Genomic DNA, 16272 nt, shown 5'->3' on the forward strand with positions numbered 1-16272 from the left:
ACCGTTATCAATAATAATATCATTATAAACAGAGGAAGTCATAAGGAAGGGTGGAACCATAATGAAACTGATAACTGTTCAATCCGGAGAGGCTGGCGTAAGGCTGGAGACTAGTGAGGGAATAATGCATATCGGCTGGTGTACGCCGGGGATTGCCAGAATCCGCTATACGCTGAATGCTGAGCTGAGCGGTAAAGAGAGTCTGATGGTGGTAAGCCGGCCAGAAGCCGAGACCGTACCTTACACTATCACAGAACTGCCTGGCCATCTGCAGATATCAACGGCACAGCTAATGATTGAAGTGGATAAAGAGAGCTGTGCCTTCAGCTACAGAGCTGCGGACGGCACACTGCTGACACGGGAGCCGGCCAGAGGCGGCAAAACCCTGGAGCGCACAGAGGTCTATCATACAGTCTTCGATGCCTCAGCAGACACGGTCGAGACTGGGCAGGGTGCAGATGGTCTGCGTGCCAGAGCGGAGGGGGTTAACCGGAGGCTGGATCGGGAGGCTTTTCATACAAAGCTGGAATTTGAATGGCAGGAAGGGGAGGCCCTGTACGGACTCGGCTCCCATGAAGAGGGGATGATGAACCTCCGGGGACGGCAGCAATACTTGTACCAGCAGAATATGAAGGCGGTTGTACCGGTACTGGTGTCTACACGCGGCTACGGGATTCTGGTAGATTCGGGATCTTATATGACTTTTCATGATGATGCCTTTGGCTCGTACCTCTGGAGCGATGCGGATGAAGAGATGGATTACTATTTCATTTATGGTCCGGAATTCGATCAGATTACGGCGGGAATCCGCTATCTGACCGGAGAAGCGCCAATGCTGCCGAAGTGGTCCTTCGGGTATGTGCAGTCCAAGGAAAGATACGTCTCCCAGGCGGAACTCCTTGCCACCGTGCAAGAGTATCGTGAACGTTCGCTTCCCCTCGACTGTATCGTACTCGACTGGCAGTCCTGGACGGGTAATCTGTGGGGGCAAAAGACTTTCGATCCTGAGCGCTTCCCCGATCCCTCGCAGATGATGAACAGCCTGCACGCTATGAACGCCAAGCTGATGGTATCCATCTGGCCGATTATGGGCGCGGGCGGGGAGAATCATGAAGAGATGAAGGCACGCGGTTTCCTGCTCGGCAATCAGGCGACGTATGACGCCTTCTCGGAGGAGGCTCGTGCACTGTACTGGAAGCAGGCCAACGAAGGGTTGTTCACCCACGGCATTGATGCCTGGTGGTGCGATTGCACCGAGCCGTTCGAAGCGGACTGGAAGGGCGCGGTCAAGCCGGAGCCGGAGCAGCGTCTGCTGATTAATACGGCAGAATCGAAGCGGTATCTCGATCCGGGCTTGATCAATGCCTATTCCATGCAGCACTCCAAAGGCATCTATGAAGGCCAGCGTGCAGCGACCTCAGCGAAAAGGGTGATCAATCTGACACGCTCCGCGTTCGCAGGACAGCACCGTTACGGCACGATTACATGGTCAGGCGATATAGCCGCCAATTGGGAGACGCTGAGGAAGCAGATTGCAGACGGCCTTAACTTTTGCATGACCGGTTCGCCTTATTGGACTTTGGATATCGGGGCGTTCTTCGTGAAGAATCACAAGGAGCAATGGTTCTGGAGCGGGGATTATGACGAAGGTGTTGCTGATCTGGGCTACCGGGAGCTATATGTCCGCTGGTTCCAGCTAGGAGCCTTCCTGCCGATGTTCCGTTCCCATGGCACGGATACGCCCAGAGAGATATGGCAGTTCGGCCAGGAGGGTGAGCTGATGTATGACACGCTGGTGAACTATCTGAAGCTCCGTTACAGGCTGATGCCATATATCTACTCTCTGGCCGGAGCTGTGGCACACCGCAGCTATACTATGTTCCGTGCGCTGGCCTTCGATTACCGCGAGGATGTGCAGGTCCATGCCATCGGCGACCAGTTCATGTTCGGTCCGGCCTTCATGGTGGCTCCTGTGACAGAGGCCATGTATTACGGTCCCGGCTCCCGCGAGCTTGAGGGGGTTCTTAAGCAGCGCCGGGTCTACCTCCCTGAAGGCGAATGGTATGATTATTGGAGCGATGAACGGCTGCAGGGCGGCGTGACGATTGAAGCCAAGGCGGATCTGGAGACGCTTCCCCTGTATGTCCGCGCCGGGTCCATTGTTCCGCTCGGTCCCGACGTTCAATATACGGATGAACAGCCGGAGTCAGTGACGAGACTCAAGGTATACGGCGGCAAGGATGCAGCCTTCACTCTGTATGAAGATGAAGGCGATAATTATAATTATGAGACCGGCGCCTATGCCATGATTGAGCTGAGCTGGTGTGAAGCGGACCGCAGCCTGACGATCGGGAAGCGGGCCGGAGACTATGCCGGAATGCAGGCGGTAAGGCAATTTGCCGTAGAGCTGGCCGGTTATACGGGAAGCCGCATTGTCACTTATGAAGGGGAAGCTGTAATTGTCCGTGAAGCGGACCTGCAGAGCTGAGACGGGGTTAAAATAACATTTGCACGATAGAATCGAGGTGCCTTGTGTTTAAGAACTTTGGTCTGGATGAAGTGAGGTTAACCGACCATGAATTTGCTTCCCGCAGACAACTCGTTAAGAATTATATTGCCGAATTTGATTTGAACCGGCTGTTGCATACCTTTAAGCTCAATGCCGGGCTTCCTTCGGACGCGGAGCCTTTGGGCGGCTGGGAGAGTTCGGAGAGCGGGCTGCGCGGACATTTTGCCGGACATTACCTCTCTGCTTGTGCCAAATTCGCTCACGGCGACCAGGATCAGGCGTTAAGGAGAAAGGCGTTCCATATTGTGGATATAATGGAGGCTTGCGCGAAGCCTAACGGGTATTTGAGTGCCTTTGAAGAGGAGAAGCTGGATATACTCGAAGCGGAAGAGGACCGGAACGTCTGGGCGCCCTATTATACACTGCACAAAATCATGCAAGGTCTGGTGGACTGCTATCTCTATCTTCACAATCCAAAGGCTCTGTCACTCGCCAGGAATCTGGCTTATTACGTGAAGCAGCGTATGGATAAGCTGTCCCATTGGAAAAAGGACGGGATCTTGCGCTGTACGAAGGTAAACCCGGCCAATGAATTCGGGGGCATGGGGGATACTCTTTACACTTTGTATGAAGTAACAGGCGACCGGCAAATTCTTGAGCTGGCGAATCAATTTGACCGGCCTTATCTCCTACATCCGCTGGAGGCCGGGACAGATGTGCTTGAGAATCTGCATGCGAATACGCATCTGCCTATGGTGCTCGCGGCCATGCACCGGTATAACATCAGCGGAGAAGACAAGTACCAGGCGGCGGCAATTCATTTCTATGCGTATCTGCAGGGAAGGACGTTTGCGAACGGGAACAACAGCTCAAAGGCAACGGACTATATCCCGGGCGGAGTATCTGAGCGGTCCGAGCATTGGGGGGCTTATGGCGAGCTGGGCGATGCGCTGACCGGCGGCGAGAGCGAAAGCTGCTGTGCGCATAATACAGAGAGAATTCTGGAGCGGCTGCTGGAGTGGTCCGGTTCTGTGGAATATCTCGATCATCTGGAGTCCCTGAAGTACAACGCCATATTAAACAGTGCAAGCAGCAGCACAGGGCTCTCGCAGTATCATCAGCCGCTGGGCTGCGGCGTGTCCAAGACGTTCAGCGGACCGTATGATACCTTCTGGTGTTGTACCGCATCGGGAGTCGAGGCGATGAGTGAGCTTCAGAAGAACATCTGGTTCAAAAGCGGGGATGCACTGCTGCTGAACGCATTCATCTCCTCTACCTTGAATTGGAAGGATAAGAACCTGCAGATTATTCAAGAGTCCCGGTTCCCGGACGGGCTATTATCCACGCTTCAGATTAAGGCCGTAGGGCCCACAGTCTTCAAGCTGATCTTGAAGGAGCAGGCAGTCGCGGCAGTGACCATTAACTCTGTACCGCAGGTGCTTCAGCGGGAGAATGGGTATTATGCCATAGAGCGGGTGTTTGCGGACCAGGATCGCATTGAAATCGAAATCGCAGCAGCTCTGCATCGGGTGCCGCTCCCCGGTGCGGAGCATCTGGCGGCAGTGAAGTACGGCAACGTATTGCTTGCCCGGGTCGGCCCGGCCCAGCAGGAATCATTCGTTCCCCTGTTCCGGGTAGAGGAGGAAGAGTATACGGTATATCTCGATGCGGAGGGACACGAAGGCAGCGGCCGCCCGTTCTCCCGTGCGCAGGATGGCCGTGCAGCGTATGCAGATTGAAGAGCGCCTCAATACGATCTGCTATTTCTCCGGTAGGCGGCGGGTGTCATGCTGGTGATTCTTTTGAATGTACGGTAGAAATGGGGCAGGCTCTCGAAGCCGCAGGCCATGGCAATCTGCTCGATGGTATAGCTTGATTGCAGCAGGCTGTCCTTGGCGGCAAAAATCCGCTTCGTCGCAATATAATCCGTCACATTCATGCCCAGACGCTGCTTGAAGACCCGGCTGAAATGGGCCGGTGAGATATTCGCCCGCGCAGCCAGAGAGCTTAGCTCCAGCGGCTGATCCAGATGATCGTTGATATCCCTGAGCGCCTCACGGAACCACTCCGGCAGCACGGGATTGGAAGCAACCGGCTCGGCGGCTTGCGGCAGGCAGTAGCGGTTCAGATGCAGCAGTGTAAGATGAAGCAGCAGCGTAAGCGCCTGCCCGCCGTCCGGCTGATTCTGCTCGTGTTCCCAGTGGATCGCATCGATATCATTTTGCAGAATTTCAGCATGCTCAGGAGACAGGGTATACTTGTACTGCTTGTTTGTCTTGGCAGCGTCGAACAGCTTCAGATAGGGATAAGACTCACTGTAGGTAAGGTTATGAATCAGAGCCGGACTGAAAAAAAGGGCAGAGGAGGTCACCGGCTCCTCATTGTCGGGAAATCCCCGGTGCACCGTATTCCCGGGAACGACAATGATGTCGCCCGGATGCATCTCGTAAAAGGTCTGATCGATGAAAAAGCTTCCTTTGCCGCCGTATACGTAAATGAATTCGTACCAGTCATGCTGGTGGTCGGGCAGCTCGCGCTGCGGGCTTTTCGTTTCCTTATAGTCCAGCAGCAGCGTAACCGGTAATTGATGGTCAAAATGCCTGCGGATCGGTTCCATGAAGTCGCCCCCTGTGTTACATCTCTGTATTCTTACCCACATCATATCAAAATAAGGTATAGATTTGTTTGTTTTAGCTATTTTTATTCCTTTATCGGATGTTTACAATAAGGTGGAATGGAGGCGTTATCATGTATATTGATGCTCACCAGCATTACTGGAAGATAGACAGGGATGATTATGGCTGGATTACGCCGGAGATTCCGGTGCTGTTCCGGGATTATCTGCCCGCTGATCTGGAGCCTGAGCTAATGAAGCACGGGATCAGCCAGACGATTGTCGTACAGGCTGCGCCTACGGTGGAGGAGACGGAATACATTCTGGGACTGAGCGGGCAGGCGGATTCTGTTGCAGGCGTAATCGGCTGGCTGGATCTTGCAAGCCCTTCCTTCCAGGCGGACTTCGAGCGTCTCAACAAGCATCCGAAGTTCACCGGGCTGCGGGTGATGATTCAGGAGATGGCAGACCCCGGTGTGCTGTTGACCCGGCCTTATATAGAAGCGCTCTCATATCTTGCGGAGCGGGATGTGCCGGTAGACCTGCTGGTGCTGGCCGATCAGCTTCCGCAGCTCATTGAGATGCTGGAACAGGTTCCGGGACTGCGGGGAGTCATTGATCACCTGGCCAAGCCCCCGATTGCATCGGGTAGCCTGGAGCCGTGGAGAAGCCAAATGGCAGAGGTTGCGGGGCATCCGGGAATTTACTGCAAGCTGTCCGGGATGGTCACTGAAGCAGATCTCCAGGGCTGGAAGCAGGAGGATTTCACTGCTTACGTTCATGCCGTGCTGGAGCTGTTCGGACCCGAGCGGGTGATGTTCGGCAGCGACTGGCCTGTGTGCCTGATGGCGGCAACCTATGAGGAGGTTGTGGGGATTCTGCGCACAGCACTGCAAGGACGATTGTCTGCGGAAGAGATGGAGCCGGTATTTGGAGCGAATGCTGTTAGATTTTATAAGCTGGATTCACTAATTATAGGAGGTTGAGCGATATGAAATACAGAAAGCTGGGCAATACGGGACTGGATGTCTCCGCATTAAGCTTCGGGGCCTCTTCGCTGGGCAGTGTATTCCGGGAGGTTCCGAAGGATGAGGCTATCCTCACGGTTCATACGGCGATTGATCTGGGGATTAACCTCATTGATGTCTCCCCTTACTACGGCCTGATGAAGGCGGAGACCGTGCTGGGTGAGGCACTCCAGACGGTACCGCGCGACAAGTATATCCTGAGCACGAAGGCCGGACGTTACGGCGAGGGGGAATTCGATTTCTCCAGAGAGCGGATCATCCGCAGTGCGGAAGAGAGTATGGGCAGACTGGGCACAGATTACCTGGATATTCTGCTGCTGCATGATGTTGAATTCGGCTCGCTTACGCAGGTGATGGAGGAGGGAATTCCGGCGCTGGAAGAGCTGAAGCAGGCGGGCAAAATCCGTTACTTCGGCGTCAGCGGCCTGCCGCTGAGTGTGTTCGAGAAGGTGCTGCCGCAGACCAAGCTGGATGTCATTCTGTCCTATTGCCATTATTCGCTCAACGATACCACGCTGCTGCGGCTCCTTCCGCTGCTGGAGGAGAGCGGCACGGGGCTGATGAATGCGTCGCCCATCTCGATGGGGCTGCTTAGCAACCGTAAGGTGCCGGATTGGCATCCTGCAGGAGCGGAGATTCAGGCCGCATGCCAGCGCGCCGCTGAGTATTGCAGGGACAAGGGAGAAGACATCGCCAAGCTGGCGGTCCAGTTCTCCACCGCGAACGAGCAGATTCCTACGACCTTGGTCAGCACAGCGACACCAGCCAATATCCGCAACAATATTAAGTGGACCGAAGAGCCGATCAATGAACAATTACTGGCAGAAGTACGCGATATTCTGAAGCCGATCGACGGGGCGACCTGGCCGAGCGGCCGGGCAGAATGGAACGAAGCACCAAGCCGGAACAGGGAGCGCTTATAATGAAAGGAATTATTTGTGAAGAGATCGGAAAGTTCGTATTCAGGGATGATCTGCCGGAGCCGGAGCTGGTGGACGGGGAAGCGGTTGTAAGCATCCGCCGGATCGGGATCTGCGGGACGGACCTGCATGCTTACCGGGGGAACCAGCCTTATTTCACTTATCCGCGTGTGCTGGGGCATGAGCTGGCAGGGATTATTGAGCGCATTGGCGACAACCCGCAAGGGCTACAGGCCGGTGACCAGGTCAGTGTCATTCCGTATCTGCATTGCGGAGAGTGCCGGGCCTGTCTGAGCGGTAAAACGAATTGCTGCCAAAAAATGAGAGTGTTCGGTGTTCACCTGGATGGCGGAATGCGGGAACGGGTGAGTCTGCCTGTAGGCAATCTGCTGAAGACAGACGGGCTGACGCTGGATCAGGCGGCCATGCTGGAGCCGCTGGCGATCGGTGCCCATGCGGTGCGGCGCTCGGGTGTCGGTGAGGGGGAGCAGGTGCTGGTGATCGGGGCCGGACCGATAGGACTGGGCGTGATGGCCATGGCCCGGTACGCTGGGGCGAAGGTCATTGCGATGGATGTCAACGATGAACGCCTGGCCTTCTGCAAGGGCTGGGCGCAGGCAGAGCATACGGTAAGCGCCCTGAAGGAGCCGAAAGAACAGTTATCGGCGCTTACAGACGGCAATTTCCTGCCGCATGTCATTGATTCCACCGGCAACATCTCTTCTATGGAAGGGGCTTTCGGACTGGTCGGGCATGGCGGTACGTTGACTTATGTCGGCTTGGTCAAAGGGAACATTACCTTCAGTGACCCCGATTTCCATGCCCGTGAGATGACGGTGCAGGGCAGCAGAAATGCGACCCGCGAGGACTTCGAGCGGGTGATTAACGCCATTAGGGACGGTTATATTGATGTGGACCGCTATATTTCCCACCGCTGCTCATTCGGGGAGATGACCGGGCAGTTCGAGAGCTGGCTGAATCCTGAATCCAAGGTGATCAAGGCACTGGTGGAACTGAATTAACGGATGAAGCTGGACTAACGGGTGGAACTGACTAACTACGAAGGAGCGGAATTGTAATGAAAAGCAAGGAACACAGCCAGCGGTTATGGTATAGTGAACCGGCACAGAATTGGAATGAGGCGCTGCCGATCGGCAACGGCCGGCTCGGGGCGATGATCTTTGGCGGGGTGGCTGAGGAGAAGCTGCAGCTTAATGAGGATTCCGTATGGTACGGAGGTCCGCGTGACCGCAACAATGAAGATGCGCTGCCCCACTTGCCGAAGCTCCGGCAGCTGATTCTGGAAGGCAAGCTGAAGGAGGCGGAGGAGCTGGCGGGCATGACGATGGTGGGGCTGCCGGAAGCACAGCGCCATTATCTGCCGCTTGGCGACCTGCTACTGTCGTTCGGCGGACATGAGCAGCCTGCTCAGGACTATCAGCGGGAGCTTGATCTCGAATCCGGTGTATCCCAGGTGAGTTATTCCACCGGCGGAGTGCGGTATACCCGTGAGCTGTTCGCCAGCTTCCCGGATCAAGCCATCGTATTGCGGATTACCGCTGACCGGAAGAACGCAATCACCCTGAAGGCCAGATTCAACCGCCAGAACTGGAGAATGCTGGAGAAGACCGAGAAATGGAATGACAGCGGGCTGGTGATGGGCGGAGAATGTGGCGGGCGCGGGGGCAACTCCTTCGCTGCCGTATTGAAGGCCGTCACAGAAGACGGAACCTGCCGTAACATCGGCGAATATGTGCTGGTGGAGGGTGCGAGCTCGGTTACGCTGCTGCTTGCCGCAGGAACTACGTTCCGCCATCCTGATCCGGCGCTGCATGCCAAGCGGCAGCTTGAAGAGCTAAGCAGCGTTCCTTATGATAAGCTCCTTGCCCGCCATGTCGGGGACTACCGCAGCCTATACAGCCGGACCACGCTGACACTGCCGGAGAACCCGGAGCTGAGCGGACTGCCAACCAGTGAACGGTTAAATCGGTTCCGGCAGGGGGGGGAAGACCACGGACTGATCTCGACTTATTTCCAATATGGCCGTTATCTGCTGATCGCTTCCAGCCGTCCCGGCTCTCTGCCTGCGAATCTGCAGGGCATCTGGAACGACAGCTTTACCCCGGCTTGGGACAGCAAATTCACGATTAACATTAACGCGCAAATGAATTACTGGCCGGCTGAACTCTGCAATCTGGCGGAATGCCATGAGCCGCTGTTCGATCTGATCGAACGGATGCGGGAACCGGGACGGGTGACCGCCAAGGTGATGTACGGCTGTGGCGGCTTCACAGCACACCACAATACGGATATTTGGGCAGATACTGCTCCGCAGGATACGTACCTGCCTGCATCGTTCTGGCCGCTGGGAGCTGCTTGGCTGTGTCTGCATATGTGGGAGCATTACCGGTTTAGCCAGGACCGCCATTATCTGGCGAATGCCTACGATACAATGAAGGAATCTGCACAGTTCCTGCTGGATTACTTGATAGAGGATGAATCGGGCCGGCTGATTACCTGCCCGTCCGTCTCGCCGGAGAACACGTACCAGCTTCCCGGCGGGGAATCGGGCGTGCTGTGTGCCGGAGCCTCCATGGACTTCCAGATTATTGAGGCGCTGTTCAAGGCCTGCATTCAGAGCGCAGAAATCATCGGACGGGACGAGGCATTCTGCGAAGAGCTCCGCTCAGCGCTGAACAGCTTGCCGGGGCCGCAGATCGGTAAATACGGCCAGATTCAGGAATGGATGGAGGATTATGAAGAGGTAGAGCCAGGGCACCGGCATATCTCGCATCTGTTTGCACTATATCCGGGGGATGCCTTCACAGTGGAGCATACGCCGGAGCTGGCGGCAGCGGCCCGTACGACGCTGGAACGCAGACTTGCTAGCGGCGGCGGACATACTGGTTGGAGCCGGGCGTGGATCATTAATTTCTGGGCGCGGCTCCAGGATGAAGGCAAGGCTTATACGAATGTACGGGCGCTGCTGGAGCATTCCACCTTGCCGAATCTATTCGATAACCATCCGCCGTTCCAGATTGACGGGAACTTCGGAGGAACAGCGGGCATCGCGGAGATGCTGCTGCAGAGTCATACAGATAGGATCAGATTGCTGCCTGCATTGCCTGCGGGCTGGAACGAGGGCAGTGTCAAGGGACTGCGGGCAAGAGGCGGCTATACGCTGGACTTCTCGTGGGCGGACGGACATGTTACTGAAGTGATTGTTACTTGTACGGTATCCGGCACATGCCGCCTGGAAGGCCCGGGACTGGCTCCGGTATCGTTCGCTGGAGAAGCGGGCAGTTCGTATACCTTCACCGGGTAGATTAATATTAGGCTGGCTAGTTGACGAATAGGATAGTATAGTAATGTGGGATTGGCGTATTTGCGCCAGTCCTTTTTGCGTGCGTGGTTGGCTAGAACGTCGAGCGGGCCAAATGTAATCGAAAAACCGACCACAATCGGACCAGGGGGCGGCGCGCAGGCCAAATGTAGTCGAAAAACCGATCACAATGGGACTGGAGGCGGCGCGTATACCAAATGAAGAGCATTAATGCCTTTGATTTCGCCGGAATCCGCCGGATTCCGCCAAAATCCGGCAACCCTTGCAGGCCGTAAGCAGGCTCATCCCCAAGCGCAGCCAGCTCTGAAAGAACGGCAATTCCGCTGCCGAGATGCAAGCAAGCGTTTTCTTTTTATGAATTTTCAGGGGGGAAGACCTATATTCTATGAATTGTAAGCGCATTCTGAAAACGTATAATTAAAGTTGTCACCAGGAGAAATTAGAAGCATAAGCGATTAGCCAAAAAGGGGAGGCATAACAACATGCACAAAACGGCAAAACGTTCAGCAGCAGCCGCTGCGGCCGGTGTATTAGCACTCACACTGGCATTGACAGGCTGTGGATCAAGCAATAACACCAGCAACACCGGCACCAAGGATACCGCCACTGGAGGAAACGCCAGCCCGGCAGCAGCCGGAGACGACACGGCTCCGGTAACGTTCTCGGTATTCATGAACGGTCCCGGACAACAGCCAACGCCTGACAATAAGATTCTGAAGCTGATCAAAGACGAGACCGGAATCACCTTCAACCAGGAATTCCTGGTCGGTGACCTGCAGCAGAAGCTCGGGGTCATGATTGCCGGAGGCGATTACCCGGATATCCTGTCGGGTGACGACAAATTAATCAATGCCAAGGCTTACATTCCGCTTGAGGATCTGATTGAGAAGTACGCGCCCAACCTGAAGAAGCATTACGGTGCGGTCTGGAACCAGATCAAGGATGAGAGTGACGGCCACATCTACGTACTGCCAAGCTATGGCGTCTATCAAGGTAAAATTACCGAGCCAACTTACCAGGGACCAGGCTTCTGGCTGCAAAAAGGCGTGCTGGAGGAAATGGGCTACCCAACTCCCAAGACCCTGGATGAGTACTTCGATATCATTGCCAAATATAAAGAAAAACACCCGGATATGATCGGGTTCGAATCGCTCAACTTCGACTGGCGCGTGTTCCCGCTGCAGAATCCCCCAGAGCATCTGTCGGGACATCCGAATGACGGGGCCGTTATTGTAGACAACAATGTAGCACAGATTTTTGCCGACAAGGATATCTCCAAGACCTATTACAAGAAGCTTAATGATATCAACGCTCAAGGCTTGATGGACAAGGAAGCCTTCGTTCAGAACTATGACCAGTATCTGGCCAAAATCGCAAGCGGCAAGGTGATCGGGATGTTTGACCAGCACTGGAACTTCCAGGACGGCGAGAAATCCCTGATCTCCCAAGGCAAGCTGGAAAATACGTATATCGGCTTCCCTCTGCTCTATCCGGGCGCAGAAGAATGGTATCGTGACCGCGGAGCGGTCGGCACCAACCGCGGATTCGGAATTTCGATCAATGCCAAGGACCCTGTCCGCATTATCAAATTCTGGGATAAGATGATTACCGAGGATTGGCAGAAGACGCTTCAATGGGGCGTGAAAGGCGAAGATTATGAAGTGAATGCAGACGGCTCCTTCTACCGTACACCTGAGCAACGGGCCAATGCGGATCAGACCAGCTGGCAGGTTGCTAACAAAATCTCAGGGATGTTCGGTTACATGCCTAAGATTCAAGGTACGTACAGCGACGGCAACGCAGCAGATGCCGGTACACAGCCTCAGGAATTCTTCGACAGCCTGAAGCCTTATGACCAGAAGATTCTGAAGGCGTACAACAAGAAATCATGGTCCGAATTCTTCAAGGAACCAAAAGAGAACAATATCTACTTCCCTGCGTATTCCATCGTGCTTAAGGATGGTTCACCGGCACAGCTCGCACAGTCCAAGCTGAATGACCTCATGATTAAGTATTTGCCGAAAGCCATTATGGCCAGCCCTGCTGAGTTCGACGGCGTGTGGCAGGATTATGTGGACAGAATCCACAAGCTGGACATCAAGGCCTATGAAGACCGGATGAATGAAGGCATTCAGCAGCGTATCGAAAAATGGAGCGTTAAATAAACCATTCAATACAGAAATAGGAGCGGGAAATGCTGTTTCCCGCTCTTCCTAAATAGGAATGCGTGAATAGGACAACGTGGAGAGAATGATTTTTACAGGAGGGAATACAACATGTCTGATGCCGTACTGGACAAACAGGTCAAAAAACAGAAGACCCGAAAAAGCAAAATCGATCCGGAAATCGGTGTGGAACTCAGCTGGAAAACACTGAAAACACAGAAACAGCTTATTTTTATGTCCGTGCCCATTGCACTCTATCTGATTATCTTCAACTATGTTCCCATTTGGGGCTGGCTCATGGCCTTTCAGAATTACCGCCCGGCGGTGTCCTTCGGCCAGCAGGAATGGGTAGGCTTACAGCAATTCAAGTTTTTATTCTCTGATGATACCTTTATGCTGGTGCTTCGCAATACCATTGCGATGAGTTTTATCAACCTTGTACTGGGTACGGTTACGGCTATCGGTCTGGCTCTGCTGCTGAATGAGATCAAGCTCAAGTTCTTCAAGCGCGCGGTTCAGTCGATTTCTTATTTGCCGCACTTTCTGTCCATGGTTATCGCTGCGGGGATTGTATCCACTTCACTCTCCATCGACGGCGGGATTGTCAATGTCGTTCTAATGAAGCTTCACCTGATTAAAGATCCGATTATGTGGCTCAGTGAAGGGAAATACTTCTGGGGCATTATCGGGGCATCGAACGTGTGGAAAGAGGTGGGCTGGGGGACGATTATCTATCTGGCTGCTATTACCTCCATCGATCCTTCCCTCTACGAGGCAGCTTCCATTGACGGCGCGAAACGTTTTCAAAAGATGCGTTATATCACGCTTCCGGGAATCAAGGCAACATTCGTTATTTTGCTGATTATGAACATTGGACATATTCTCGATGCCGGCTTCGAGCTTCAATATCTGCTGGGCAACGGACTTACTGTGGACTATTCGCAAACCATTGATATCTTTGTAGTGAAGTATGGTCTGGCTATGGGTAACTACTCGCTAGCTACGGCGGCAGGGATCTTCAAAACGATTGTCAGTGTCATTCTCGTATTCATCGCAAACAATGTCGCAAAACGCCTCGGCGAAGAGCGATTACTATAGAGGAGGAAGCCCATATGAAAGCCGTGACCAAAGGTTCAAGCCGGATTGAGCCGGTTGTATTTCATACATTCAACACGATATTTATGCTCTTTGTGGTTACTGTCACGCTCTATCCGTTCCTCCAGACGCTGGCGGTATCCTTCAATGACGGCAGTGACACGCTTACCGGGGGAATCTACCTCTGGCCCCGTGTGTGGACGCTGGAGAATTACCGGGCGGTCTTTATATCAGGAACGATCTATCATGCCGCATTTATCTCGGTATCCCGTACGATTATCTCAACGGTGCTTGGTGTTTTCCTTACTACGATGCTGGCGTATGCACTGGCGCAGCCGCAATATATTTTCCGCAAAAAGATCGGCCTGCTGTTCATCCTGACCATGTATTTCAATGCCGGGCTGATTCCGAACTACTTCCTGATCAAGAATATGGGCCTGCTGCATAACTTCATGGTCTATATCCTGCCGAGTCTGGTCAGCGCGTTCAACCTGATTATCATGCGGACGTATATCCGCGGGCTTCCGTTCAGCCTTACCGAATCAGCGAAGATTGACGGGGCGGGAGAATTCAGGATTTTCTGGAAAATCATCTTCCCGCTCTGTACGCCTGTACTGGCAACCGTCGCACTGTTCATCGCGGTAGGCTCATGGAATTCCTGGTTTGACACATTCCTCTATGCCTCCTCGGATATCAAGCTCAGCACGCTGCAATACGAAATGATGAAGATGCTCGGCTCGATTATGAGTGCGAACAATGATCCATCGATGCTTGCGGGAGGCCAGAACAATCAGGTCCAGTCGCTGGTTACGCCAGCCTCCATGCGTTCAGCCATTACGATCGTTACTGCAGTTCCGATTCTGTTCGTCTACCCTTTCTTGCAGAAGTATTTCGTGGTAGGATTGAACCTGGGTAGCGTAAAAGAGTAATTGTCAATACGTATTATAGTAAGAAAAATATGTATACTATAACCGTTTCGGGTACAGCCGAAGCGGTTTCTCCTGTTCCATCACGGGGAGTCCTGCCGGGCTCCAACTACTTATATAAAGATGGTGATTCCATGCTTAAGGTACTGTTTGCCGACGATGAGCCGATTATGCTGGAGGGGCTGCGCTTTCTGGTGGACTGGAAGGCACTCAACTATGAAGTATGCGGCGAGGCGCTGGACGGGGAGGATGCGCTGCAGCTAATTCACAGCACCCGTCCTGATCTGGTCATCACCGATGTGCGCATGCCGGTCATCGATGGCCTTGAGCTCATTCGAAGAGCCTCAGAAGGCGATTGCCGCCCGAAGTTTATTATTTTTAGCGGCTATGCTGACTTTGAGTATGCCAAGCGGGCTCTGAAATACGGAGTCTCCAACTATTTGACCAAGCCTCTGGATGAAAAGGAGCTGACGGAGGCGCTGCATACAGTGACCGAACAGATTCTGAAAGAACATAAGGCCTCCTCACGGCGTGACGCGCTCTCGGCTCTGATGCAGGAGGACACGGTATCCCGGCTCTTGATGCGGGAGAATTCGGAGGAGGAGCGGGAGAAGGGGCTGAATATGCTGGGGATCGGCCCTGCCTCGCGGCTATGCTGTGTCCTGGTCCATGGAGCCGCGCCGGACAGCCTGCAAATGCGCAAGCAGGTCGCCGCCATGAGCGGCAAGGAGCCGCTGCGCAGCATTTCAGTCTATCCGTTCACCGCAGGCAGCGGGAAGCACGGGTATCTGCTGGTGTCACCGCAGGAAGGGCCGGCGCTTGACCGGACACTGCTTACCCGGTGGATGGAGGAGATGCGGCCGCTGTACACCACGCCGGTCTTTTTCGCGGCAAGTCTCCAGCATCAGGGCAAGGAGGCTCTGAATACGGCATATCGTGAGGCGCTGGCTGCTGAGCTGTGCAGGCACGATATCGCGGGCGGCGAGGCCGCCGGCTTCTTCGAGAAGCAGGATAAGTCGCAGATGGCCATGCTTCCGGCAGAGCTGAGACGATCGCTGCTGCAATCCGTCACCGAAGGGAAGGCCCGGCATCTCACGGATCAGCTTGGCGAGGTGTTCAAGATTTTCTCGGCGGAGGTGGCTTCCAGCTCCTGGATCGACGCTTTTCTGGCCAATGTCAAAGCAGAGCTGCTACGTGAAATTACCGCCAGAGGGGGAGACTATACGCATTGGGTGGAGAAATGGTTCCCGTCCCGGCATACGGCCAATTGTCTGCCGCTGCTTGAGCGTCAGATCGAGGAGGAGCTGTGTGAGGCTGCCGAGTGGTTCGCTGCGGCTGCGGACGGCAGGGCGGAGGATCAGATCGTGGCCGCAGCGATCGAGTATGTCCGCGGGCATTATCAGGAGAAGCTGAAGCTGCAGGATATTGCGAAGCATCTGCATGTGAATTCCGCCTACCTGGGACAACGGTTCAAGAAGCACTACGGCAGCTCCTTTAACGATTATCTCCATGAATTCCGCATTGAAGAGGCGAAGAAGCTGCTGCGCCGGACCGATATGGGTATTTCCGATATTTCAAGCAGAGTGGGCTATTCAGACGCCGATGTGTTCGCCGCCAAGTTCAAGGCGCTTAACGGAGTTACACCTTCCGTGTACAAGAAGAGTTAATTCAT

The 16272-nt window shown here is 54.2% G+C and carries 11 protein-coding genes; 10 read left to right on the forward strand and 1 reads right to left on the reverse strand.

Annotated features, from left to right (window positions below):
* The first annotated feature begins 61 nt into the window (after positions 1-61).
* Both MKY86_RS10410 and MKY86_RS10415 read left to right on the forward strand, forming a co-directional pair.
* Positions 62-2488, forward strand: coding sequence for a glycoside hydrolase family 31 protein (locus MKY86_RS10410; protein WP_076073589.1), 2427 nt, complete (start codon positions 62-64; stop codon positions 2486-2488).
* Positions 2489-2532: 44 nt separating this feature from the next.
* Positions 2533-4248, forward strand: coding sequence for a beta-L-arabinofuranosidase domain-containing protein (locus MKY86_RS10415; RefSeq protein WP_083684276.1), 1716 nt, complete (start codon positions 2533-2535; stop codon positions 4246-4248).
* An 8-nt stretch (positions 4249-4256) separates the two neighbouring features.
* Here the strand turns inward: MKY86_RS10415 and MKY86_RS10420 are convergent, their stop codons facing one another.
* Positions 4257-5126: an AraC family transcriptional regulator gene (locus tag MKY86_RS10420; RefSeq protein WP_076073594.1), complete on the reverse strand. Its 870-nt coding sequence runs from the start codon at positions 5124-5126 to the stop codon at positions 4257-4259.
* A gap of 131 nt (positions 5127-5257) precedes the next feature.
* Between MKY86_RS10420 and MKY86_RS10425 the strand changes: the two genes are divergently transcribed.
* From MKY86_RS10425 to MKY86_RS10460, 8 genes are all read left to right on the forward strand, one after another.
* Entirely contained in the window at positions 5258-6109 is an 852-nt protein-coding gene (locus MKY86_RS10425; protein WP_076073596.1) for an amidohydrolase family protein, read from the forward strand.
* A 5-nt stretch (positions 6110-6114) separates the two neighbouring features.
* A complete protein-coding gene (locus MKY86_RS10430; protein WP_076073599.1) occupies positions 6115-7074 on the forward strand; it encodes an aldo/keto reductase in 960 nt (319 codons plus the stop codon).
* Positions 7074-8093 carry a zinc-binding alcohol dehydrogenase family protein gene (locus MKY86_RS10435; protein WP_076073602.1) on the forward strand — a complete coding sequence of 340 codons (1020 nt, stop codon included), beginning with the start codon at positions 7074-7076 and terminating at the stop codon, positions 8091-8093. Before MKY86_RS10430 ends, MKY86_RS10435 begins: the two co-directional genes overlap by 1 nt.
* 56 nt (positions 8094-8149) lie before the next feature.
* Positions 8150-10396 (forward strand): glycoside hydrolase family 95 protein, encoded by a 2247-nt coding sequence (locus MKY86_RS10440; protein ID WP_076073604.1) that lies wholly within the window; start codon positions 8150-8152, stop codon positions 10394-10396.
* A 500-nt stretch (positions 10397-10896) separates the two neighbouring features.
* The gene (locus tag MKY86_RS10445; RefSeq protein ID WP_076073607.1) at positions 10897-12579 is read left to right on the forward strand and encodes an extracellular solute-binding protein; all 1683 of its coding nucleotides are present in this window, start codon (positions 10897-10899) and stop codon (positions 12577-12579) included.
* 111 nt (positions 12580-12690) lie between these two features.
* Positions 12691-13677, forward strand: coding sequence for an ABC transporter permease (locus tag MKY86_RS10450; protein ID WP_036693453.1), 987 nt, complete (start codon positions 12691-12693; stop codon positions 13675-13677).
* Positions 13678-13691: 14 nt separating this feature from the next.
* On the forward strand, positions 13692-14603 hold the full coding sequence (locus MKY86_RS10455; RefSeq protein ID WP_076073609.1) for a carbohydrate ABC transporter permease: 912 nt from the start codon (positions 13692-13694) through the stop codon (positions 14601-14603).
* 131 nt (positions 14604-14734) lie between these two features.
* Complete coding sequence (locus tag MKY86_RS10460) at positions 14735-16267, forward strand: response regulator transcription factor (RefSeq protein WP_076073611.1); 1533 nt, start codon at positions 14735-14737, stop codon at positions 16265-16267.
* The last annotated feature ends 5 nt before the right edge of the window (positions 16268-16272 follow it).

The sequence above is a fragment of the Paenibacillus sp. FSL R7-0333 genome (genome assembly GCF_038000365.1).
In the GTDB taxonomy this organism is placed as follows: Bacteria; Bacillota; Bacilli; order Paenibacillales; family Paenibacillaceae; genus Paenibacillus_AQ; species Paenibacillus_AQ silagei.

What these genes read in the sequence shown, in the direction of transcription:
- MKY86_RS10410 (WP_076073589.1), top strand. Translation starts at nt 62, where the DNA reads ATGAAACTGATAACTGTTCAATCCGGAGAGGCTGGCGTAAGGCTGGAG.
- MKY86_RS10420 (WP_076073594.1), bottom strand. Translation starts at nt 5,126, where the DNA reads ATGGAACCGATCCGCAGGCATTTTGACCATCAATTACCGGTTACGCTG.
- MKY86_RS10425 (WP_076073596.1), top strand. Translation starts at nt 5,258, where the DNA reads ATGTATATTGATGCTCACCAGCATTACTGGAAGATAGACAGGGATGAT.
- MKY86_RS10430 (WP_076073599.1), top strand. Translation starts at nt 6,115, where the DNA reads ATGAAATACAGAAAGCTGGGCAATACGGGACTGGATGTCTCCGCATTA.
- MKY86_RS10435 (WP_076073602.1), top strand. Translation starts at nt 7,074, where the DNA reads ATGAAAGGAATTATTTGTGAAGAGATCGGAAAGTTCGTATTCAGGGAT.
- MKY86_RS10440 (WP_076073604.1), top strand. Translation starts at nt 8,150, where the DNA reads ATGAAAAGCAAGGAACACAGCCAGCGGTTATGGTATAGTGAACCGGCA.
- MKY86_RS10445 (WP_076073607.1), top strand. Translation starts at nt 10,897, where the DNA reads ATGCACAAAACGGCAAAACGTTCAGCAGCAGCCGCTGCGGCCGGTGTA.
- MKY86_RS10450 (WP_036693453.1), top strand. Translation starts at nt 12,691, where the DNA reads ATGTCTGATGCCGTACTGGACAAACAGGTCAAAAAACAGAAGACCCGA.
- MKY86_RS10455 (WP_076073609.1), top strand. Translation starts at nt 13,692, where the DNA reads ATGAAAGCCGTGACCAAAGGTTCAAGCCGGATTGAGCCGGTTGTATTT.
- MKY86_RS10460 (WP_076073611.1), top strand. Translation starts at nt 14,735, where the DNA reads ATGCTTAAGGTACTGTTTGCCGACGATGAGCCGATTATGCTGGAGGGG.